General features: G+C 35.6%; 19 protein-coding genes. 6 read left to right on the forward strand and 13 right to left on the reverse strand.

Annotated elements, in window-relative coordinates; genetic code table 11:
- Window positions 1-21 precede the first annotated feature (21 nt).
- A complete protein-coding gene (locus JL102_RS00195; protein WP_202241404.1) occupies window positions 22-960 on the forward strand; it encodes a D-2-hydroxyacid dehydrogenase in 939 nt (312 codons plus the stop codon).
- A gap of 262 nt (window positions 961-1,222) precedes the next feature.
- Here JL102_RS00195 and JL102_RS00200 read toward each other — a convergent pair whose 3' ends face one another.
- The 11 genes from JL102_RS00200 to JL102_RS00250 all read right to left on the reverse strand — a co-directional run bounded on the left by JL102_RS00200 (window position 1,223) and on the right by JL102_RS00250 (window position 15,285).
- Window positions 1,223-1,702, reverse strand: coding sequence for a uridine kinase family protein (locus JL102_RS00200; RefSeq protein ID WP_202241405.1), 480 nt, complete (start codon window positions 1,700-1,702; stop codon window positions 1,223-1,225).
- A gap of 3 nt (window positions 1,703-1,705) precedes the next feature.
- Window positions 1,706-3,457 carry an AMP-dependent synthetase/ligase gene (locus JL102_RS00205; protein ID WP_202241406.1) on the reverse strand — a complete coding sequence of 584 codons (1,752 nt, stop codon included), beginning with the start codon at window positions 3,455-3,457 and terminating at the stop codon, window positions 1,706-1,708.
- A 54-nt stretch (window positions 3,458-3,511) separates the two neighbouring features.
- A complete protein-coding gene (locus tag JL102_RS00210; protein WP_202241407.1) occupies window positions 3,512-5,329 on the reverse strand; it encodes a tetratricopeptide repeat protein in 1,818 nt (605 codons plus the stop codon).
- A 383-nt stretch (window positions 5,330-5,712) separates the two neighbouring features.
- Window positions 5,713-7,431: an Ig-like domain-containing domain gene (locus JL102_RS00215; RefSeq protein WP_202241408.1), complete on the reverse strand. Its 1,719-nt coding sequence runs from the start codon at window positions 7,429-7,431 to the stop codon at window positions 5,713-5,715.
- Window positions 7,418-8,314, reverse strand: a complete 897-nt coding sequence (locus JL102_RS00220; protein ID WP_202241409.1) for a class I SAM-dependent methyltransferase — start codon at window positions 8,312-8,314, stop codon at window positions 7,418-7,420. The genes JL102_RS00215 and JL102_RS00220 overlap by 14 nt, the downstream gene beginning before the upstream one ends.
- Before the next feature lie 4 nt (window positions 8,315-8,318).
- Entirely contained in the window at window positions 8,319-10,184 is a 1,866-nt protein-coding gene (mnmG, locus tag JL102_RS00225) for a tRNA uridine-5-carboxymethylaminomethyl(34) synthesis enzyme MnmG (protein ID WP_202241410.1), read from the reverse strand.
- Window positions 10,185-10,311: 127 nt separating this feature from the next.
- Window positions 10,312-10,728 carry an rRNA maturation RNase YbeY gene (gene ybeY, locus JL102_RS00230; protein ID WP_202241415.1) on the reverse strand — a complete coding sequence of 139 codons (417 nt, stop codon included), beginning with the start codon at window positions 10,726-10,728 and terminating at the stop codon, window positions 10,312-10,314.
- Window positions 10,728-11,129, reverse strand: a complete 402-nt coding sequence (locus JL102_RS00235) for an ATP-binding protein (RefSeq protein ID WP_202241416.1) — start codon at window positions 11,127-11,129, stop codon at window positions 10,728-10,730. Before JL102_RS00235 ends, ybeY begins: the two co-directional genes overlap by 1 nt.
- Window positions 11,130-11,134: 5 nt before the next feature.
- A complete protein-coding gene (locus JL102_RS00240; protein ID WP_237390266.1) occupies window positions 11,135-14,422 on the reverse strand; it encodes a DUF4175 family protein in 3,288 nt (1,095 codons plus the stop codon).
- Between the two features lie 156 nt (window positions 14,423-14,578).
- A complete protein-coding gene (locus tag JL102_RS00245) occupies window positions 14,579-14,941 on the reverse strand; it encodes a hypothetical protein (RefSeq protein WP_202241417.1) in 363 nt (120 codons plus the stop codon).
- Window positions 14,938-15,285, reverse strand: a complete 348-nt coding sequence (locus JL102_RS00250; RefSeq protein ID WP_202241418.1) for a carboxymuconolactone decarboxylase family protein — start codon at window positions 15,283-15,285, stop codon at window positions 14,938-14,940. The genes JL102_RS00245 and JL102_RS00250 overlap by 4 nt, the downstream gene beginning before the upstream one ends.
- Before the next feature lie 47 nt (window positions 15,286-15,332).
- Between JL102_RS00250 and JL102_RS00255 the strand changes: the two genes are divergently transcribed.
- A complete protein-coding gene (locus JL102_RS00255) occupies window positions 15,333-16,013 on the forward strand; it encodes a ComF family protein (RefSeq protein WP_202241419.1) in 681 nt (226 codons plus the stop codon).
- A gap of 151 nt (window positions 16,014-16,164) precedes the next feature.
- On the opposite strand, the gene JL102_RS00260 is transcribed toward JL102_RS00255, so the two are convergent.
- Window positions 16,165-16,764, reverse strand: coding sequence for an HD domain-containing protein (locus JL102_RS00260; protein ID WP_202241420.1), 600 nt, complete (start codon window positions 16,762-16,764; stop codon window positions 16,165-16,167).
- 139 nt (window positions 16,765-16,903) lie between these two features.
- On the opposite strand from JL102_RS00260, the gene JL102_RS00265 reads away from it, so the two are divergent.
- The 4 genes from JL102_RS00265 to JL102_RS00280 all read left to right on the forward strand — a co-directional run bounded on the left by JL102_RS00265 (window position 16,904) and on the right by JL102_RS00280 (window position 20,601).
- A complete protein-coding gene (locus JL102_RS00265; RefSeq protein WP_202241421.1) occupies window positions 16,904-17,461 on the forward strand; it encodes an RNA polymerase sigma factor in 558 nt (185 codons plus the stop codon).
- Window positions 17,454-18,797 (forward strand): outer membrane beta-barrel protein, encoded by a 1,344-nt coding sequence (locus JL102_RS00270; RefSeq protein WP_202241422.1) that lies wholly within the window; start codon window positions 17,454-17,456, stop codon window positions 18,795-18,797. The genes JL102_RS00265 and JL102_RS00270 overlap by 8 nt, the downstream gene beginning before the upstream one ends.
- Before the next feature lie 65 nt (window positions 18,798-18,862).
- Window positions 18,863-19,846: a DUF6268 family outer membrane beta-barrel protein gene (locus JL102_RS00275; RefSeq protein ID WP_202241424.1), complete on the forward strand. Its 984-nt coding sequence runs from the start codon at window positions 18,863-18,865 to the stop codon at window positions 19,844-19,846.
- Between the two features lie 206 nt (window positions 19,847-20,052).
- Window positions 20,053-20,601, forward strand: coding sequence for a hypothetical protein (locus JL102_RS00280; RefSeq protein WP_202241426.1), 549 nt, complete (start codon window positions 20,053-20,055; stop codon window positions 20,599-20,601).
- Window positions 20,602-20,632: 31 nt separating this feature from the next.
- On the opposite strand, the gene msrA is transcribed toward JL102_RS00280, so the two are convergent.
- Window positions 20,633-21,184, reverse strand: a complete 552-nt coding sequence (gene msrA, locus JL102_RS00285; RefSeq protein ID WP_202241428.1) for a peptide-methionine (S)-S-oxide reductase MsrA — start codon at window positions 21,182-21,184, stop codon at window positions 20,633-20,635.
- Between the last annotated feature and the right edge of the window lie 54 nt (window positions 21,185-21,238).

The following is a 21,238-nucleotide window of genomic DNA, read 5'->3' on the forward strand; positions in this document are numbered from 1 at the left end:
TTCAATGCTTATCTTTCCACCATGAAGATTGTAGTTTTAGATAGCTTTACTATAAATGCCTTTCCCGAGTATTGGGAGCCTTTTAAAAAATTAGGAAGCATAGCGCTTTATGAAAAGTCCAGTCAGGATGAAATAGTGGAACGTGCTAAAAATGCTGATGCTGTAATTCTTAATAAATGTAGAATGACAAGGTCGATAATAGAGCAACTTCCTAAACTAAAATATATCGGCCTTACCGGCACTGGCTTTGATCATGTAGATTTAGTGGCCGCAAAAAAACACCACATTACCGTTACTAATGCTCCAGGTTATGGAGTAGTATCAATTGCTCAACATACTTTCGGCTTATTACTGCAGCTCACCAACCGAATTAATAGCGAAAGCAAAAATTTGGAATGGGTACGCGATAACAATTTTAGTTATTACACTAATCCTATGATAGAGTTACACGGCAAGACAATAGGTATACTTGGCTGGGGAGCTACGGGAAAAGAAGTAGCAAAAATTGCCAATGGTTTTGGGATGAAAGTGCTCGTTCATTCAAAACATGCCGTTGAAACTAACGTAGGTACTCTGGTAAATATTGAAAAACTATTTAGCAAAAGTGATGTGATTTCCATTCATGTCTCTCTAAAGCAAGAGACTACAAACTTGGTCAATGAAAGTTTACTAAAGCTAATGAAACCTTCGGCCTATCTTATCAACACCAGCCGGGGAGCAGTAATAAATGAAGAGGATCTGGTAAAAGCGCTCAATCAAAATCAAATAGCAGGAGCTGGTTTAGATGTGCTTACCCAAGAACCTCCTAGTGATAATGATCCTTTGCTTACCGCGAAAAACTGTATTATCACCCCTCATATTAGTTGGATGACTGCGGAAGCACAACATCGATTACAGGAAATAGTACTTAAAAACCTGAAACAATTTATGAAAGGAAATCCTATTCATGTGGTGAGTTAATCAAGCAGAGATTCAAATAAATCCTTACCATCATCTACGTGTTGATAAAGTTATTCTATGCCGTTATTGGGCAATGAGCTGGTAGATTTTTGGCAAAACAATTTACTAACTTAAATCCCAGATTAGCTATGATGTTTATAGTTAGAGATTAGATGCCAATTACGAAATCAGCCCAATCATAAAATCTACTTCATTTTGAATTAGGGAATGACCTGATAGTTCAATTGGTATGGACTGAACCTTACAAAACAACCGTTTCAGCTCAATTAAAAATTGGCTTCAAATCCAATTCGTCATTTTCCTTAATCAAAATGTAATCTTTGAAGTCTTCAGGCTTGCCAAATTGTTGATAACTTTGCCAAATATGCTCAATAAACCACTCTGGCTCCGGTCCCCAACGTTTATCCACACGTTTTCGAGCCAAAAATGTGGATTTCTCCACTTCCATAAGAATTTTCTTATCAAACATGTTTCTTAGCTCCGAATTAAAGAACACGAGAATGCCCTCTACTATAACATTACCCGAGTCAGCATTTTTTATGGCCTGTATAAGGCCTTCATAATCCATGGCTTCTGGATGATCCCAGTCTAAGCGTTCATTGATGTATGGCACCTCATCTTCAGGTTTCACATAATCATCCTGATGAAAAATAATAGTGTTTTCAGAACCTAAGTATTGAGCCAGCCTTTTCGAGAATGTAGTTTTGCCTGCGCGGCTCATACCTCCTATTCCAATAATCATGTTTTAACTATAAATGCTATCGATTACTGACTGATGATTTTTCTTGATGATTTTTCTTTTGAGACTAAGCTTTGGTGTTACCTCACCATTTTCGATAGTCCAATGCTGCGGTAGCAGCCGGAATTTTTTTATTTTTTCATACTGAGCAAAAGATTCGTTCAGACTAGCGATTTCCCGCTCAAACTTATCCACAACTTCAGAGTTTTTAATCATTTCATCGTCTGTAGTATAATTGACATTATGATGTTGACACCAAGTTCTCAATTTTTCAAAATTAGGAACTATTAATGCGCCAGGAAATTTCTGTCCCTCACCTACTATCATAATCTGATCTATCAGTAATGATTCTCCAAATTTATTCTCCAATGCTTGAGGTGCAATATACTTACCACCACTGGTTTTAAACATTTCCTTTTTGCGATCAGTAATTTTTAAATAATGGTTATCTACCATTTCTCCAATATCACCAGTATGGAACCAGCCATCATTATCAATTACTTCATCTGTGAGATCTTGCCTTTTGTAATATCCCATCATCACATTATCTCCTTTCACTAATACTTCACCATCAGTAGCAATTTTTACTTGGATGCCATCTAGCAATGGTCCTACACAACCTACCTTTAAATCATCAATCAAACTAAAACTAATACCTGGCGAAGTTTCCGTAAGGCCGTAGGCCTCGAGCACTTTTATCTGAGCGGCCCAAAATATATTCGCCAGTCTAGGTTGTAAGGCAGCTCCACCTGAAACAATAAATTCTACTCTACCGCCTAAAGCTGCTCTCCATTTACTAAAAATAATTTTATTCGCCAGAGTCAACTGTAAGTTATAAAAAAAGCCTTGGTTATTATCTAAGTCATATTTCTTTGCCAGATTCAGTGCCCAGAAAAAAAGATTTTTTTTCACTCCCTGAAGCTCATAGCCTGTTACCAGAATTTTTTCATAAACCTTTTCTAAAAGCCTTGGTACCGTAGCAAAAAAATGAGGCTTTACTTCTCTCATATTTTCAGCAATGGTATCCATACTCTCAGCAAAATAAATAGACGCTCCCATATGAAGGTACACATACAGCGCTGTGCGCTCAAAGATATGGCTTAGAGGAAGAAAACTGAGCACGGTATGCTCCGGCCCACCTGTAGCAAAAGCCTTCGTTACAGCGGCTGTATTAGAGAGAATGTTTTTATGAGAGAGCATCACCCCTTTCGGGTTACCCGTGGTACCCGAAGTATAAATAATAGTAGCAAGATCTTCGTACTCAATTTTTGATCTTAAAGTTTCTATTGTCTCATGGTCTATTTCGTCTTTTAGTAAATTTGTCCATAAGTATTTATCTGATCCTTGATCAAAACTGAATAGCGAAATGTTGTGGTTTACTAAGGTCTCTGTCTTTTTTAATTTGGTAAGTAAATCATCGTCACCAGCAAAAACCATTTTAACAGTGGCGTCATTAATGATGTAAGCATAATCCTCAGCGGTGGAGTTTGGATACATGGGCACGTTAATAGCACCTATCTGTGAAATGGCAAAATCAACTATTACCCATTCAGGCCGGTTGAGAGATACAAGTCCAATTTTTTCTCCAGGACTGATGCCCGCTTTTAGCAAACCAGTGCTCAGCTGATTGGCAATTTTCACCACTTCCTCCGTGGAATAAGTTTTCCACTGATTATCCATTTTATGGGCAAGAGATACCTGTTGCGACCTTTCTTGATTTTGAAAGAGCAATACATCAAAGAGTCTGCGTATATTCATTTTTCCAACGGGTTTTTTATTACTTAGCACTAATCATGCTGTATTACAGCACTTTTACATATTAAAATCTCCCCGTAGCTGTCTATATCGCTTTCTTGCTTCAGCTACATATACGCTACCTGGATAGCGTGTGAGAAAATCGCGATATACTTCCATTGCCTTTTCCTTATCATTCAACTGTCTTTCGTAGATATCACCAATAGTAAAATAAGCATCATCACTCAGGATATCATAATCATATTCATTAAAAATCTTTTTAAGCAAACGAATTGATTCTTCGAAATCACCCATTTTCTTGTAAATATCAGCTTCTAACCATAGTAATTCATCAGACAAACTATGCCGGTTAAATTCCTTTCTTAATTGCTTTATTGCTAGCAAAGCACTATCTATCTGATTTTGATAAAGCATCAATTCTATGGCTGCATATTTTTTCATAGCAGTTTCTGTGGTATCTAAACCAACGTTATCTTTTATCAATATGCTAAGCGCCATGGCATCATTGGCTATCTCCCGAGTAGTAGCTTGCTTCAAAATATCTAGGTGCTCCTGGGCTAACTGAAAATTTCCTTTGTAGTAAGATAGTTTAGCATTTTTTAATTTGGCTTCGTAACCCAATGGCTCGTTCTTATTTGACTTTTCCACTTGTGAGTATAGCAAAGTAGATTCCCAATATTCACCAGTTAGAATATATATATCTCCCAAATCTAACTTAGACTGTGATCTTAATTCAGAAGTAGCCTTCGGATTCTCAATAACTGATTTTAAAATACTGATGGCCGAATCTTTTTGATTTAAGTAAAAAGCATGGAGCAGAGCCTTATTCCTAAGAGCTTCGAGGGTATTCCTGTTGATGCCCATCTCTCTTACGAAGATGTCATAATCTTTTATCAGGATTTTAATTTCTTCTTTATCTACAGGGTATGTGTTTTTAACTTTCTTTTCATAGGCCTTAATCAAATACATACGAGCCAGTAAGTAGTTATAAGTATTGGGATACGTTTTGATGATGTATGAAAAGATCTTAATAGCTGTTTCATAATCATTATTATCAAGCGCAATATTTCCAATGTTCATACTTCTGCTTCCTTCAGCCTTCATTCTTTTGTCTATAGCCCGAGCTTGTATGAAGGCTCCATAGAAATTTTTCTGCTGAAGGTTAACCCAGATTAGCAGCTCACCATAAATCTGACTATCAGGTTCATCTTGTATTTTTTTGTAAAGAATATTTTCGAGACTCTCTAGTTCTTCTGGATCTGATAGCAAATTCTGAAGTGTATTTTTTACGTAACTTAAGTTAGCAGGATTTTGAGTTACATATTTTAAATACTCTTCTACCATTTTATCCTTTTCATTAGCTAATCGATAAACATTAGCTAACTCTAAAGCATAGAGATTTTCATTGTGCATAGATTTTCTAGCTTGCTGCAAAGTTTCTGCGGCCAAAGAAGTGAATTGTTTATTCACAAAATAGTTAGAAACACTTTGCACCAGATAATTATCATTTTTTATATCATTAATGATTTGGCGGAAATGTTTATCGGCCTTTTCTTCATTTCCCTGGCTTTTATAAACAAGCCCTTCATCTAGCTTATAATATATATTATTAGGAAAGCGCTTAGTGAGTCCGCGCAGATATTTTTGGGCGTCATCATATTTTTCCATCTCCAGCAAGAGATGGAAATAATTATTGTGGATAAGTGGAATATTAACCATCTGCCGCGAGAGATCTTCGTACATCGTTAATGCTTTTTCTTTTTCACCTTTAGTGAAATATTCATTGGCTAGCTGTACTTCATCAAATTTTTGTGCTTGCACAAAAACAGATAAAGACAGAAATGTAAGAAGGATCAAAATTTTTAGCTCACTCATGTTATTCACATTACACACACCCTATATATTATATAATATATATTTAATTAAAATTATTATTATCTATTAGCATGTGGATACGTGGATAAGTTCTAAATATTTAATTTGCATAAAAGATTTGTTTATGAAATCTTAACTTGTCCATAGTTTATCCACAGCAGGTTTAAGGATAATTTACTGAAAAACAGTTATTTATAAAATGTCCACAGGATAAATGTCTATTTGTGGATAAAATAAAATCTTTGTGTTGATTGTGGATTTCTAAAGGTATAAATGTGAGTTGTTCTCCGTCATCCACACCGAAAATTGAAATTTGGTGTGAATTGTCATTTGCCCACAATATGTTCTCATCTGTCCACATAAGTTATCTACACTTATCCACATTAAAATGATACCTCACATGGGCCGTATACCCAGTTGGCTCTCAATGGAAATTCCTCTTTATCTTCTGACGATTTATAAAATATTACTGGTTCTGGTTCGTCATCCTTGGTAATATTCCCAGCTTCCCAAATACCATTTTTGTTTGAATCTACCAGCACACGTATTTTGTGGTCACCTGGTTTTACATATTTAAACTCAAAGTTTTTTTCATTTGCACGTTCTTGTAGCACTTTGTTCTGTGTGTCTAATAGCTGAACAATAAAACTAGTGGCTTCAGTTTCTATTTTGACTATTACTGTAGCTAGTTGATCTGGTTTGTTAAATGATAGGTTGGCTTGCACATTACTACTACTGTCGTTCTCGATTGATATGAAGGTGCCCTGCGCTGATCTAAAGAATGGCCTTGGATCTGGTTGCTTCTCTTTCTTGCTAGAATCAGATTGCATCGTGCCCGATTGTTTAGAATATAAATCCGAAGCTGTAACATTCTTGGTGTCTTCAACTTGGAATAGCTCAGGATCTATACTGTAATTGATTTCTAGTTCTGTTCTATGCTTGTTCCACGTGAAGTTTTCTTCTTGTAAGAAAACTATGTGTGCAGAATCTAAGAATATAAATATGCTATCATTGTTTACCTGAGCTATGGGTTTAGTAAAGTTGAAGGTGCTCTTAAATTTCGGATTAATGGATAGAATAGGTTCTAACTGATTCTCTGCTTTGAATTCAGAAGGTCTTCTATTAGTTTCTTCAAATTTGGCGTATACATTATTTATTATGGTAGAGTCTGTAGTATCTGTAGCTGTTACAATAACCTCTAGGCTATCTTGGCTGAAGTTGTTATACAATTCTATTGTATTCGGGTCACTAGCACTTATGTTACTAAAAATGCTTCCTGTACTGTCAGCTCTTACTATTGTATACTCATCTATATATTTATTGTATTTGATGTTGAAGGTAGTGCCTGATTGCCTTGCACTCTGTAATTCGAATGGTCTTACATCCATTGATTGTATGGGCATATTTATTTCCGTTAGGCTGGTGTCTAAAGGTATAAGTGCAGATCTGAATCCATGTGCTTCGGTTTTACTATCTAACATCAAGTTTTTGTTCTTGTCATTAATAGCATATATTTTATACAATCCATTCTTGATGTTATTGAATTGATAATTACCTTCTTCATCCGTTTTGGTAAGATATATTGGAGGCCCATTGAATACATCCAATGTATCTTGAGAATCATATAAAGATACCGTAATGTCTTTGGCAGGCTTGTTAGTCATGAGATCGCTTATGTTTCCTGATACAGTTAATGAATCAAGATAGCTACCAGTACTGAATGCTAGTACTAAATTGTCTGTAGGATTACCTTCTGTGATGTCTTTTATTCCTTCTCTAAAGTTCAATGAATAGGTAGTACTGTCTTTGAGCGGTTCATCAAATTCTATAATTACTCGATTTTTTCTGTATTTGAAAGTATACTCTTGATCTAATCTTGGAGTAATTATTATCTGCTCTTTGGGGTTATCGGTTTTAATGAACTCATTGAATTCAAGGATAATTTTGTCTCCTTTAAAGTTGAGTTCACCTTGTTCAGGATCGGATGATATAAGTTGTGGTGGTTCTTCATCTTTAGGCCCACCTGTAGGAGATGTTTGGTTAGCACAAGACCAAACACATAGTGTAATAAGGGTTAAGATGAAAAGATTAATTGCCTTCATTAAGATGTTCTATTATATATATTAAGCTTGAATAATTGTTATGGTTGTTATTGGCATATCTGTTAGACTTTATTCCTTCTAGAAATGCTTTAGGAAATTTAGCAATGCCTGAACCCTTATATGATTCACTGAGTAGTGACACGTAATAGGAATCAAGTTTCATTGGTTTAACTTCCTTGATTTGTAATGAATGCTTATGCATGAGTTTTGCCATACTATTCTGATCGAAATGATACAGATGCCGGGGTACATCATAGGCAGCCCACTTGTCTTGATAGTTTTTTGCATCATGAGATTGATGGTTGGGTACTGCTACTATAAGATGGCCATTAGAGGCTAGTCTTGTTTTTATGAAAGATAAATAGTCATTCAAATTGGGTACATGTTCAAGTACATGCCACATGGAAATGACATTGTATTGTTCAAGGGAAACACCTTCGATGTTAGAGAATACTTTTAAGCCTTGTTCGGTAGCTTGTTTTCTTGCGTCTGGGTCCGGTTCTACACCTGTGCATTTCCATCCATCGTCACTACAGATTTTGAGAAAGTGGCCTGTGCCGCATCCTAAGTCTAATAGTTTTGTTTTGCGATCTTGTAATCTATTGACTAATGATAGCTTACCTTTTAAGGTATAATTACGAGCTATTCTATATGTGAAGTTGGTTAGATTATTAGACTTATTACTATGAGATATATAATCATCAGACTTATAGTATTTCCCCAGATCCTTTGGGAAAGGTCTGGGGTTAGTATACAGAAAATTACAGTTCGTACATTCTACTATGTTAAACAAATCCTGACTGACTGTATAATCCTGGCATGTTAGGAATAATTTATAGTTACTCTCACTGCATATTGGACAGTGATTAAGTGTTTCTAGCATGGTTTTATTTACTTAAATATACCATGAGGATAGATATATCTGCAGGAGATACGCCGCTTATTCTTGAGGCCTGTCCTATGGTTGAAGGTTGAATCTGTTTTAGTTTTTCTCTTGCTTCGGATGAAAGTGCTTTTACTTCATCATAGTCAAAATTGGATCTTATTTTTTTATTTTCTAACTGCTCCATCTTTTCTGCTAACTGTCTTTCTTTATCGATGTAGCTATCGTATTTAATTTGTATTTCAGCTTGTTCTAGAATGTTCTTATCGTATTTAGATAAATATTCTTTGAGGTCGGCATCTAATTCTTGTAGCTGAAATATATTTAATTCGGGACGTTTTAATAGACCTATCACGGGAACTCTTTGTTTCAATGCAGCTGAATTGAATTGGGTTAATCCTTCATTGGCGTATTCTGGTTCAATTCTTTTTTGCTGTAGATCATTTATTATTCTAGATACGTCATTCTTTTTATCTAGCATTGATTCTAGACGTTCGTTATCAGCGAGACCAATGCTGTGTCCTTTCTCTGTGAGGCGTAAGTCTGCATTGTCTTGTCTTAGGAGTATTCTGAATTCCGCTCTGGAAGTAAACATTCTGTACGGTTCCTTGGTACCTTTATTTATAAGGTCATCAATGAGAACACCTATATATGCTTCAGATCTTTTAAGAATAAAGGAATCCTTTTCATGTATTTTATTATGTGCATTTATACCTGCAATTAGTCCTTGACAAGCAGCTTCTTCATATCCTGTAGTTCCGTTTATCTGTCCAGCAAAATATAGATTCTCTATGAGTTTTGTTTCTAGAGTAAGCTGTAGCTGTGTTGGCGGAAAGAAATCGTATTCAATAGCATAACCTGGTCTAAACATTTTAGCATTTTCGAAACCAGGTATTAATCTTAAAGCCTTGTATTGAACATCTTCTGGAAGGGAGGTGGAGAAACCATTCACGTATATTTCTACTGTATCCCATCCTTCTGGCTCTACGAATATTTGATGTCTTTCTCTCTCTGCAAATCTGTTGATCTTATCTTCGATAGAAGGACAGTACCTTGGCCCTACTCCTTGTATTCTTCCATTGAACATGGGTGATTTATCAAATCCAGATTGAAGTTCTTCATGAACATTATTATTAGTATATGTTATGAAACAACTTCTTTGATTTTGCAAGGGTGATGTATGACTTGAATAGGAGAATTTTTCTGGAAGCTCATCCCCTTTTTGCTCTTCCATTTTTGTATAATCTAGACTGCGACCATCTATTCTAGGCGGAGTACCTGTCTTCATACGTCCTGCTTCAAAGCCTAGATTGACTAGTTGTTCAGTGATACCTTTCGCTGCCCTTTCTCCTGTTCTTCCCCCGCCAAACTGTTTTTCTCCGATATGTATTAAACCATTTAGGAACGTTCCATTGGTAAGCACAACAGCCTTAGCTTTTATTTCAAGGCCTAAACTAGTAGTTACACCTGTTATCTTATTACCTTTTACCATTACGCCTGTAATCATTTCTTGCCAGAAGTCTATGTTTGGCGTAGCTTCTAAGGCTAATCTCCATTCTTCAGCAAAGCGCATTCTGTCGTTCTGAGTACGGGGACTCCACATAGCAGGTCCTTTAGATTTATTGAGCATCCTAAATTGGATCATGCTCTTGTCTGATATTATCCCAGACATTCCTCCTAGTGCGTCTATCTCCCTTACTATTTGTCCTTTTGCTACGCCACCCATGGCTGGGTTACAACTCATTTGAGCTATAGTGTTCATATTCATGGTCGCCAGAAGCACTCGCGAACCCATCTTAGCTGCAGCATGTGCTGCTTCGCATCCAGCATGCCCTGCCCCTACTACTATTACATCATATTCTGGAAACATATATAATATCTATTTTAGTGTTCCACGTGGAACAGCGTTTTAATTGGTTGTGATTTGAATTAAGTGTTCCACGTGGAACAGTAGTTTCTACTATTGATTTTGTGTATTAAAGTTCCACGTGGAACACTTATAATAATGTTAAGCTTTCGTTTTCCTTTAAGCGCATTAATGATTTCTCGCTTTCAGTTTTATCTCCATACCCTAGAAGATGAAGTACTCCATGTATTATTACACGATGTAATTCATTTTCAAAATCTATATTCATAGAATTAGCATTGTCTTTAATCCTGTCTATGCTTATGAATATATCTCCTTCAATCATCTTATCGTCTTCCGAATTATCAAAGGTGATGATATCTGTGAACGTATCATGATCCAGGTACTCAAGGTTCATGTTGTGTAGATAGTCATCAGAGCAAAAGATAAAGTTTAATTCTTGAAGCTTATACCCCTCTTGCTCTATGATCTTATTGATCCATGTTTGAGTTGGCTTTGGATTGATGAGCTCAAATTCTGTATCTTCTTGAAAAAAATGTATTTCCATTAATCTATATAGAAATTAAGTTCTACCACTTTGCCGTCATCTTTGAATGTTACTTCATCAGATAAATGTTTCATGAGGAATATCCCTCTGCCACCAGGCTTCTCCAGATTCTCTGGTGAAGTAGGGTCTGGAAGATTATGATAATCAAACCCAGGCCCTTCATCTTCTATAGTGAATCTGATGAGACTATCTTGTAGTGACAGACTTAGGGCTACATTCTTCGACTTGTCTTGCTGGTTGCCATGTTTTATAGCATTGTTGACAGCTTCTGTTACGGCAATCATAATGTTGCCATAGATGTCATCATCCAGTTTGAACTTCTCCTTTGCATTGTCAATGAAGCTCTCGATCATTCGGATATTCTCTGATAAGGAAGGGATCTGAATTTTAATGGTGTTCATTTGAATTAGTTATTAGGTTTACTACCTAGTCTTTTAAAATACTCGTTTACTTCTTCTTTATAATATGGATAGAGCTTTGGAGGAACTGTCTTGAGCAGTTCTACTTCTTTCTCTTTTAGCTTGAAGTACTCTTCGAAAGCTTTGGGTAAAGCCTTTTCATAGTCCTTAGCTGACTCTGCTTTTCTTTCCTCGTCCTGCTCTCTTTCTCTCATGGCATCTTCTGCCTCTAACATGCGAGTTAAAATCTCTTTTTGACGATTAATGGTTTCTTGTGTTATCTGTTTGTTTACCAAATCAGTTTCTGTTTCTTCCATTTTTTCAGGTAATCCATCACCCGGTTTGGATCCTGATTCTCCATACTTCTCTTGCATCTCCTGCATTTGCTGTCTGATGCGTTGTTGCTCTGCTGCGAGCTTAGCAAGTTCCTCAGAGAGTGCTCTCCCACTCTTTCCACTCTTCTTTAGTTCACTGATCTTGTTATTCAGCTCTTTTTGTAACTCACTTAGTGATGGTGTCTTTGGTTTGCCTTTTTGTTTAGACTGCCCTTGTCCCTGTGCGTCTTGCATGGCATTCATCATCTGTTCTAATACATCGTCTAATAGTAGTGCCAAGTTATTCATAGAAGTCATGGCAAACTGCTGCTCTGATACTGCTATAGGTTTCTTACGATCTTTAATAGCCTTTACACTATTATCCATATGGTCATTCATCTCTCCTACTTCACGAGTAACAAAGGTTGCTATCTGAAACACACGGCTTGCGAGAGAGAGTAAACTGTCTTCTACAATTTTAGCATCATCTCTAAGCTTTAATTCAGTTTGTCCAAGATCTACGAATCTGGGATCGCTTTGCTGGACATTTTTAAACTCTTTCATAAGATCCTCCTGATCAAAAGATAGCTTAAGAAGATTATGTACTATATCTCTTAGATCATCCAGATTCTCTTGCATCATGCTCATTTCCATACCACTCTGCATCTGCATCATTTTATCTTTCATCTTTTGCATTTGCTGCTTAGCATTCTGCTGAGATTCACTAGCCTTTTTCTTCTTATTCTTTTCAAGAGACTCTTTAGCATTTTCTTGTTCTTGCTTCACTTGTTCTTCCTCTTCCTTAGTATCAGGTAATGACTCAGGATTTTTTAGCTCTTGATTCATCTCTTCAAGTTCTGCCTTCTCCTTCTGAAATTCCTCAAACTCTTTCTGAAGTTGTTCTTGCTCCTTAGCTAAGTCCTCTTTATCAGATGATTTTTCTTCTGTTTTCTCATTGAGCTCTTCTTGTTTTTTAATCTGATCATCCAGTTGATTGATGGCGTCATCAAGTTTTTGGTCAAACTGCATTCTTTTGAATAACTCCAAAGTTCTTTCGAGTTCCTTCTCAAGATTATCTTCTTTATTATCTATCTGATTTAAGGTATTTTGTATATCATCAACATCTTTTTCTTCTAGAAGCTTTTTCAGTTCTTCGTACAGTTTTTTAGTTTCATCATCAAGAAGTTCGTCCATAAGCTTTTGTAATTGCTTAGACTTTTCACTTATATTCTTATTTTCCTCAGAAAAGCGGTTGCGTTTATCCTGATTGTTTTTGTTTTGCTTCTTAAGCTCTTCTAAAGATTTGTTGAGTTCTTCTTTCTTCTTTATAATATCTTTAAGTAGATTCTCTTCCTGCCAGTTGAGCTCTTGCTTGCCTTTAAGCCTATTTTCAGCCTCTTTGATTTGCTCTTTTAGTTCTTGGGCCTCTTTTATAGTCTTATCAATATCCTTTTTAGTTTTGGCATTGGTTTGATCAACCTGATCTTTTATCTCAGATTTTGTAGGTAGTTTAAAAGAATAGGTTCCTGTTTTAGAAGCTTTTCTGCCATTTACTCCGTCATTATCCCAAACCTTAAGATAGTAACTTATACTGCTGCCCTGAGAAATATCCAGCGAGTCAAGAAACCATTGATAGTAGTAACGCTGATTATTCTGATTTTTGGAAATACTAATGTCAATAGATTCTGTTTTACCTTGAGTATTATTACCCTCCTTATTTATAGTGTAAAATAGTTTAAGTTGAGTTAAACCATAATCGTCCGATATGTTACCACCTAGTGCAATGTAGTTGTACATAGTAGTATCCTGATATGTGCTTAAGTCAATTTCGGGATACTGGTCTTTTGCTACATCTATTTTATAAAGAATTTTCTCTTTATTGTTACTGTATTGATTCTTTAGATTCAGACTGTAAATTGAAGATTGGAAGAATGCCTTTTCAAATTCAAAAACCTGATTATCAACATTTTTGAGTTGATATAAGCTGTCAGATTTGTCAAATCCTATGGTAGCTTCTTCTGATTGAATAGTTTTTAATTGCCATTTTACTTTGGTGCCTTCAGGTATTTGCAAATTGCCTGTATTGCTTAGTCTTTCGTTTTTCTTGCCTAAATATGAAGGGTAGTTTAGATATACATTGAAATTTTTAATATTGGGTCTGTCTACTACGGTTAGATGATAAGTTGATGAGTTATAACCTGCCGCCTCAAAAGAGAAGGCTTTTTCGTTCTGAATTTTGTTGAAGGTGTAGGTATAGCTTCCTTTTTCATATAACATCTTGATGATGCGATCATTAATGACAATGTAAGCATTTTCTGGAATAGCTTCTCCTTTCAAATTTAACTTAATAGAAAAATCTTCATTTTTGAATCCGATCAATTCTTCATTTTCTAGTTGAAAAGAAAATGGTGCCTCCGGAACAAACTCTTTGTTAAATTTTATGATTCTAGAGGAGCTGGAAGTGATAAATGAAGGGCTTATAATTAGCGCAGAGAGTAGCAATACCAAGGGTACTAGCAAATATTTAACGTACGAGCGGTTCGTCTTAAAATCAACGGCTTTTTCGAATTGATAAGATTCAATTAAATATGATTTTTGTGATATACTGGCTTGAACTAGTTCCCCTTTAAATTTCTCTAACTGTATGATATTCAGTAGTTTATCATTTATCTCTGGAAAATGCTGTCCAATTTTTTTCGCCGCTTCTTCATTGCTCATCGCTTTTTCATTTTTGAGCATTGAGATTAAAGGAATTATCACATATTTGCCCATAGCCCATAGAGCAGAGGCTATAAAAGTAAATAGCAAAAAGGCTCTGGCTAGGGATCCGAAACGAAAGGAATACTCTAAACTGTTGAATATCAGAAATATAGAGAAAGTTAAGCCCAAAGAAATGAGCAAACCTTTTACAGCGAGGTTCAAAAAGTACTTTTTTCGATACTGTTGTATTTTGCTGTAAATATTTTGCTCAATTTTATTCATATTCACCAGATAATTTTTAATGTCATATATAATCCAGTATACTTAAATCGGACTTTGGAAATATATTATACGTATAAGAACAGGCCATAGTTCGATCTCATTTAAGTCACATCTTTTAAATATACATGGATATACTATTCTCACCAAAATCCGCAATTAGGACACAACTACATTTAACTCTTTTTCAAAGTATTCTAGTACATGCATCTTTAGCATTTTCTCTTGTTCGAGAAGATCAAAGTGCGGCAAATTTTTCACCTTCTTCCAGTGAGGCCATCCATCTTCATCGAGCCCTTCCAACTCATAAAATCCGGAAAAGCTCAATACCTTGCAAATGGCTATGTGCATTAAGTCTTGCTTTTCTTCTTTACTAAAGACCTTCTTCCCTTTACCTAACTCTTGCACACCTATAAGAAAAAGTATACTGTTCAAATCTTTAGGTTTTTTGCCAACCACCTCTCTTAAGTGAAGGCGTAGCTTTTGCCAGGATCTTTCTAACTCAAGGTCCTTTTTTATCATGCTGTCTCACCTTCCAATTCTTCCCAAAATTCTACCGCTCTTCTGAGGTGAGGTATTACTATGGTTCCTCCTACTAAATTGGCTATAGCAAAAGCTTCAAATATTTGTTCTTTAGTTATGCCTAGTTCAAAACACTTTTGAACATGATATTTAATACAATCATCGCATCTAAGTACCATAGATGCTACCATACCCATCAGCTCTTTAGTTTTTACATCTAAAGCACCTTCAGTATAGGCATTGGTATCGAGGTTAAATATCCTTTTCAGTACTTTGTTATCTGCACCAAGAATTTTTTCATTCATCTTACTGCGGTAACTGTTAAATTCTTCGACTTTATTCATTAAATTATTTAGTAAAATATTCTTGCAAATATATCCATTCTCATACAATGCTTAATGATTTCATATCATTGTTCTTTCCTAACTACTGCCTGGCCTGCAATCGGGGGCTAGCAAAAGGAGAGAAATTGCTTTGTTTGAAATGTGAATATAGTCTGCCAAAAACGGATTCTCATTTAAATCATGATAATTTCATAGCTTCCAAATTTTACGGAAGGGCGAAACTGTTACATGCTGTTGCCAGATATAAGTTTAATAAAAGTGGAAAAGTTCAAAGATTGCTGCACCGATTGAAATATGATAATAAACCAGAGTTAGGAACTTTAATTGGTGCTGAATATGGTAAGGAATTAATGAAAGCAGAATTTGACAGACATTATGATGTAATAGTACCTGTTCCGTTACATAAGAGGAAACTGCGCCGTCGTGGATATAACCAAAGCGCTATGTTCGGTCAGGGTTTATCAGAGTCAATGGAGTTACCTCAGTTCGAAGATGCTTTGATAAGAAATATATATACTTCTACTCAAACCAAAAAATCACGACTAGACAGGTTAAAAAATGTAGATACTATTTTTACTCATAATGAGGATCTATCATTAGATGGTTTAAGAGTGCTTCTTGTTGATGATGTGATTACTACTGGAGCTACCCTTGAGGCTTGCATAGAAGCACTCACAGCAGCAGGAACCACTTCTGTAGGGGTGGCTGCTATAGCATCTGCAGTATAGCTGTAATTACTTTGTAGGTTAGAAATAAGCTGTTGCTATATTTTGGCTTTTGCAAATCAAGTCATTAATCTAAGAATTGGCCCTTAGTGGGATTAAAACTGACTGGGCAATCCATTTGCTGTTGGCTTAATCTTGAAATTATTGGATAAGACTATTTTATAAATTGAACTTCCATCTTTTCAACGTTCTTGTTAATGTTTTTCTGCTTTCTTTTTTCAAGTACGTTCTTGCCGTAATCAGTGCAGAATGAATGTTTTTTAAGGAATTCCAGATTATCATTATACCACTGTTTGTCTGATAAATAGGTATTAAGCCTTTTCTCCCATTCCACTCTTAGTTTTTCTAACCACTCAAAATATTTTTTACACGTTAAATGATACACATCCGCGTCACAAATGATTTTTTCAGATAAGCTGAGAGGTTTATGGCCAAATTTGGTTGCATTGATGCAATTGAGTACTTCTTCCAGCTTCCCTGGGTCATACTGCTTCTTACTTAAAAAATCTTGTGCTATAATTTTACTTTCCTCTTCATGATTAGAATAGTCTTTGAGGTATCCTGTATCATGAAACCAGGCCGCAATAGTAACTATTTCTTGAATGTCATCACCAACCTCGAGTTTGTCACATACTTCTTTAGTAGCTTTTACTACCATTTTAGTATGATGAATATTATGGAAGCATAAATCATTAGGTGTATTAGCTAATAATTTACACACATAATCTTCAGATTTTTTAATTATGGATCTCATGCACTGTTCCTTTATCTGTTATCAACACGCAACCTTCTTGTAAACGGTTGGTTGAGCAGAAAATTATTTTAAAGAAATTGATATTATTTAATTTTTGTTACCAACCAAATTTTAATTTGGTGCGTGTAGAGTAACAACCGTGGAAGAGAATAAGGAATTTCATCAGCTTCTTAAACAATGCAGGAAAGGTCATAGACAATCTCAAGACAGATTGTACCTGGCCTTTTATAACTATGCGATGAGCATTGGTTTGAGGTATTCGCGTGATCGGGAAGAAGCTCTTGAGATAGTTAACGACTCCTTTGTGAAGGTTTTTACAAATTTAAATAAATACTCAGTTGGTCTTTCTTTTAAAGGCTGGTTAAGAAAAATTGTAATCAACAGTGCCATAGATTATTATAGGAGAAATGAAAAGCATTATCACAGTGTCGACATTTCTTACGCCAGATTTGAATATGAAGATTATGATATACTAGCCGAGATTAGTGAGAAGGAGATAATAGCTCTTATTCAGGAATTGCCGCCATCATATAGAATAGTATTTAACCTGTACGCCATTGAGGGCTTTAAGCATGATGAAATAGCACAAAAGCTTGGAATTAGTGCAGGAACCTCAAAATCTAACCTTTCTGTAGCTCGCACTAAGTTGCAGGCTGCTATTAAGAAAATCAGAAACATTCGCAAGCATCATGGATGATAACAAATTTGACGAATATATACGTAACAAGGTAGAGTCTTATAAAGACACTCATCAAGACGAAGGTGCATTGGCAGCATTTCGTGCCAGGATGGATGGAGTACATTATGTTCCGTGGTACGTGAGATATAAAGACTTTATGAGAGTAGCTGCATCTGTGGTACTCATTTCTTTATTGAATTTTGGGCTCTACTCTTTTTATCATAATCAGGACAATGATGAGCTGAGAGAAGCTTTGGCATCCTTAAGGCAAAATATAGATGAAAATGAAAAATTGAAAACCGAACTTAGTTATTGGCAAAATCAGGCCCAATCTACAGCTGTTCTTACCAGCGATACGGTTTATATAGAAAAGGAGATAATAAAGCACGTGCCGGTTTATGCTATGTCCCAAGGTTCTATGGGCAGAAATCAAAATAAGATATTACTGGGAACAGACTCAGAGATTTCCGACGAATTGAAATCTTTTTTAACGAGATATTCTTTAGCTAGTGCTGACGCTCATGGTAATATATATTTGAATTATAGTAATGAAATAAATCCTAGCAGCGTAAGTAGAAAAGGAGCCTATTTGCCTGTTTATCAGGGTTTTCACTCTTCACGTATAGCTATGGTAGATCCTGGAAGCACTGAGGTGAATATGGATAGAAATAATAGGCACAAAACATCTATAGCTAAGATGCGCGAACTGGAGAAGCATAGAATGAAGGGAGTAGGATTTCAGTATGGTCCTCAGATTGGTGTACATAAGTTGGGTGTAGATAAAGGATCGGGTAATGTAGGGGCTATGGCCGGAATAGATGCCGAATTTATTTTTAGTCCGGCTATAAGATTGGAAACCGGTGCCAGATATGTGCATAATAGCTATGTAGTGAATGATATTGGAAGTCTTGGAAATGATTTATTCAATTATCCTGCAGTGGATCAAGATATAGGTGAATTAACTAGAATTAAGACCCAGTCTAATATTCTAGCTTTTCCTATCCATTTGAAATATAATTTACCGCTATCAGAAAATCGATATTTGTTTGTGTCATCAGGAATATCTCCGATGCTTTACCTCAATCAGAAATTTAAATATATCTATGCTTATAGTTATGATAAAGGTGGAGAAGATGATTTTAGAGTAGAAATAGAGGCATCTAAATTTTATGAAAAACAAGCCATGTTCTTAGGAACAGTAGATGCTGCTCTGGGCGTAGAAAAAATATTGAAAAACAAATCTCATTTGTTAGTATCGTTGTTTTATCAGCATGGTATTTCTACCTTGGGAAATGAGGAAAGAAATATTAATATGTTAGGCCTGCAAACAGCCCTTCGTTTCAGGGTAAAATAAATTATGAGCGTTATGAACTTTCATTATCTGTGAATGGTTTAATCATGACTTTCTAAGATGCAAATATGATTCGACATTTTTGGCTAATGTGCCTGATGGTTATAAAAACTGTTATACTATTTGGGCAAGATTTAGGAGAAGACAATGTGGAGCTTGAGTCTGATATCATTCCATACAGGCCACGTATAGCTGAGATTACTTTTAATAATCTTTATGATTATAAAATAAGTTCTACTTCCGACAATATGGGCGAAGCTGAAACGGAGATAGAGCGTGATACTCAAATGAAAATCAGACTTGGTGCGCCTATAATTATGAAAGAGAAAACCATGTTTGGTGTTCAGCTAAAATATGATAGGCATGACTTTCTACTCGATTATGACAATGGAGGACAAGACTATGGTTTGTATAATCATATAGAAAGGCAAAAATTTACGAGTCTAGGAGGCAGATTTTTGTTGCGTCGTGATTTAGAAGAAAATAAAAATGTAACCATTATTGCAGGAGCTGAGCTCAAGAGTGATCGTATAAAATGGACGACTAAAAGTGCTAAGTACTATCTTATGGGTTCATATGAGGTCACTTTAAATAAAACAACCAAAATTGGTGGTGGTTTAGCCTTGGCCTATACCCTATCAGCACCACAGATATATCCCTTTCTTAGCTACGAACATAAGATCAACAGATCTTGGACATTAGATCTATATCTACCTAAAACGGTGGCACTTAGATATAAAGTCGATAGCAAATTCTATATTACTGCTTCCGCAGAAGTAAAGGGCTGGAGGTATGCTATAAGAAATGCGGAAGTATCTACCGACGTGCTAACCCTTCGAAAATCTGATTTGTATACTGGTGTTAGTCTGGAGCACGAAATTCATGATTGGTTATGGGTGGGCTTTGATATGGGATATACTTTTAACCTTAGGAATTATCTCGCAGAACCGGGAGATAGACGAAGAGATGCCCTTATAGAACTGAATCCTCAAAATGCACCTTTTGCTAGGTTTGGTCTATTTATAGTGCCTCCTAAGAAGTTTTATATGTAGCCTACTTACTAAAAAGCAAGTTTATTTAAAAAATTTATTATCAGTTGATTATAATCGATTAGAAGCTCTTAAAACACAAATTTAAGTTAATAAATATTGTTTATTTTTATTACCGATAGAAGTAGGTCCTTCAAGATTTAAAATAAGTTCTTATAAAGTGGCACTGTTTTTTCATAATTTAGATATATCACATAAAATGTATTTGCATGAATTTTAAAAGAGTATTACTAGCAGTTTTATTTTTGGCTTTTATAAAAACAGTAGCAAGCGCTCAGGTGGTAGGTAAGAAATTTCCTGAACTTGAGGCGGAGACCGTATCTGACTCAGTAGTGATTTTGCCCAAAGGTACCATGGGAAAATATACTCTGGTAGGAATGGCCTATTCAAAAAAATCAGAAAAAGATCTTAATACTTGGTTCAGTCCTGTATACAATAAGTTTTTAAGAGAGGGAGGCGGTCTTTTTTCTTCTTTTGGCTACGATGTAAATGTTTATTTTATACCTATGTTCACAGGTATTAATGCTGCTGCTACAGGTACAGCTAAAAATAAGGCAACTAAAAACATTGATCCTAAACTGTTGCCCAATATTTTATTCTATAAAGGTAAACTTAAACCTTACAAAGAATCATTGGCTTTTGACAAAAAGGATGTTCCTTACTTTTTTGTATTAGACAAACAAGGTAAAATAGTTTATGCTACATCCGGTAGCTTTAGCGACAAAAAAATGTCTGAAATAGAAGATGTGTTGGAATAAAGAAAGGGCCTATTTAGGCCCTTTATATTTTCTATGCTTTTAGTTTCTCGCTAAATACAGCCTTTACTTTATCTACTTTTGGTTTTACTACAAACTGACAATACGGCTGACCGGGATTTTCATTAAAATAATTCTGGTGATAATCTTCGGCCTCAAAGAAAACACCTAGTGGAGATATTTCTGTAACTATAGGATCAGGAAAAGCCTCTGCATCATCTAGTTTTTGTTTATAGGCTTCAGCTATTTCCTTCTGTTCATCATTATGATAGAAAATGGCTGACCTATATTGTGTACCTACATCAGCCCCTTGTTTATTGAGCGTAGTAGGATCATGTGTTTTCCAAAATACCTCCAAAATATCTTTAAAACTAATATCTGCAGGGTCAAACGTAATTTGGGCCACCTCTGCATGACCTGTAAGTCCACTGCATACTTCACGGTAAGTTGGATTTTTGACCTTGCCACCTGTATAACCAGATACTACTTTTTTTACTCCTTTTAAATTTTGAAAAACAGCTTCAACACACCAGAAACAACCCGCTCCTAAAGTAGCCTGCTCCAGATTATTTTCTTCCTCATTCATATCTTTTAGTATTAGGTTTAATGTTCTATTTAAAAATTAAGACTTAATGCTCTT

Source organism: Fulvivirga sediminis (genome assembly GCF_016757215.1).
Lineage (GTDB): Bacteria > Bacteroidota > Bacteroidia > Cytophagales > Cyclobacteriaceae > Fulvivirga > Fulvivirga sediminis.

Excerpts from the sequence above, each read along its gene's own strand:
- JL102_RS00220 (WP_202241409.1), bottom strand. The coding sequence starts at position 8,314 with ATGCTAGAAACACTTAATCACTGTCCAATATGCAGTGAGAGTAACTAT.
- JL102_RS00205 (WP_202241406.1), bottom strand. The coding sequence starts at position 3,457 with ATGAATATACGCAGACTCTTTGATGTATTGCTCTTTCAAAATCAAGAA.
- JL102_RS00270 (WP_202241422.1), top strand. The coding sequence starts at position 17,454 with ATGGATGATAACAAATTTGACGAATATATACGTAACAAGGTAGAGTCT.
- msrA (WP_202241428.1), bottom strand. The coding sequence starts at position 21,184 with ATGAATGAGGAAGAAAATAATCTGGAGCAGGCTACTTTAGGAGCGGGT.
- JL102_RS00210 (WP_202241407.1), bottom strand. The coding sequence starts at position 5,329 with ATGAGTGAGCTAAAAATTTTGATCCTTCTTACATTTCTGTCTTTATCT.
- JL102_RS00255 (WP_202241419.1), top strand. The coding sequence starts at position 15,333 with ATGCTTAATGATTTCATATCATTGTTCTTTCCTAACTACTGCCTGGCC.
- JL102_RS00200 (WP_202241405.1), bottom strand. The coding sequence starts at position 1,702 with ATGATTATTGGAATAGGAGGTATGAGCCGCGCAGGCAAAACTACATTC.
- mnmG (WP_202241410.1), bottom strand. The coding sequence starts at position 10,184 with ATGTTTCCAGAATATGATGTAATAGTAGTAGGGGCAGGGCATGCTGGA.
- JL102_RS00195 (WP_202241404.1), top strand. The coding sequence starts at position 22 with ATGAAGATTGTAGTTTTAGATAGCTTTACTATAAATGCCTTTCCCGAG.
- JL102_RS00215 (WP_202241408.1), bottom strand. The coding sequence starts at position 7,431 with ATGAAGGCAATTAATCTTTTCATCTTAACCCTTATTACACTATGTGTT.
- JL102_RS00280 (WP_202241426.1), top strand. The coding sequence starts at position 20,053 with ATGAATTTTAAAAGAGTATTACTAGCAGTTTTATTTTTGGCTTTTATA.
- JL102_RS00275 (WP_202241424.1), top strand. The coding sequence starts at position 18,863 with ATGATTCGACATTTTTGGCTAATGTGCCTGATGGTTATAAAAACTGTT.
- ybeY (WP_202241415.1), bottom strand. The coding sequence starts at position 10,728 with ATGGAAATACATTTTTTTCAAGAAGATACAGAATTTGAGCTCATCAAT.
- JL102_RS00250 (WP_202241418.1), bottom strand. The coding sequence starts at position 15,285 with ATGAATAAAGTCGAAGAATTTAACAGTTACCGCAGTAAGATGAATGAA.
- JL102_RS00240 (WP_237390266.1), bottom strand. The coding sequence starts at position 14,422 with ATGAATAAAATTGAGCAAAATATTTACAGCAAAATACAACAGTATCGA.
- JL102_RS00245 (WP_202241417.1), bottom strand. The coding sequence starts at position 14,941 with ATGATAAAAAAGGACCTTGAGTTAGAAAGATCCTGGCAAAAGCTACGC.
- JL102_RS00260 (WP_202241420.1), bottom strand. The coding sequence starts at position 16,764 with ATGAGATCCATAATTAAAAAATCTGAAGATTATGTGTGTAAATTATTA.
- JL102_RS00235 (WP_202241416.1), bottom strand. The coding sequence starts at position 11,129 with ATGAACACCATTAAAATTCAGATCCCTTCCTTATCAGAGAATATCCGA.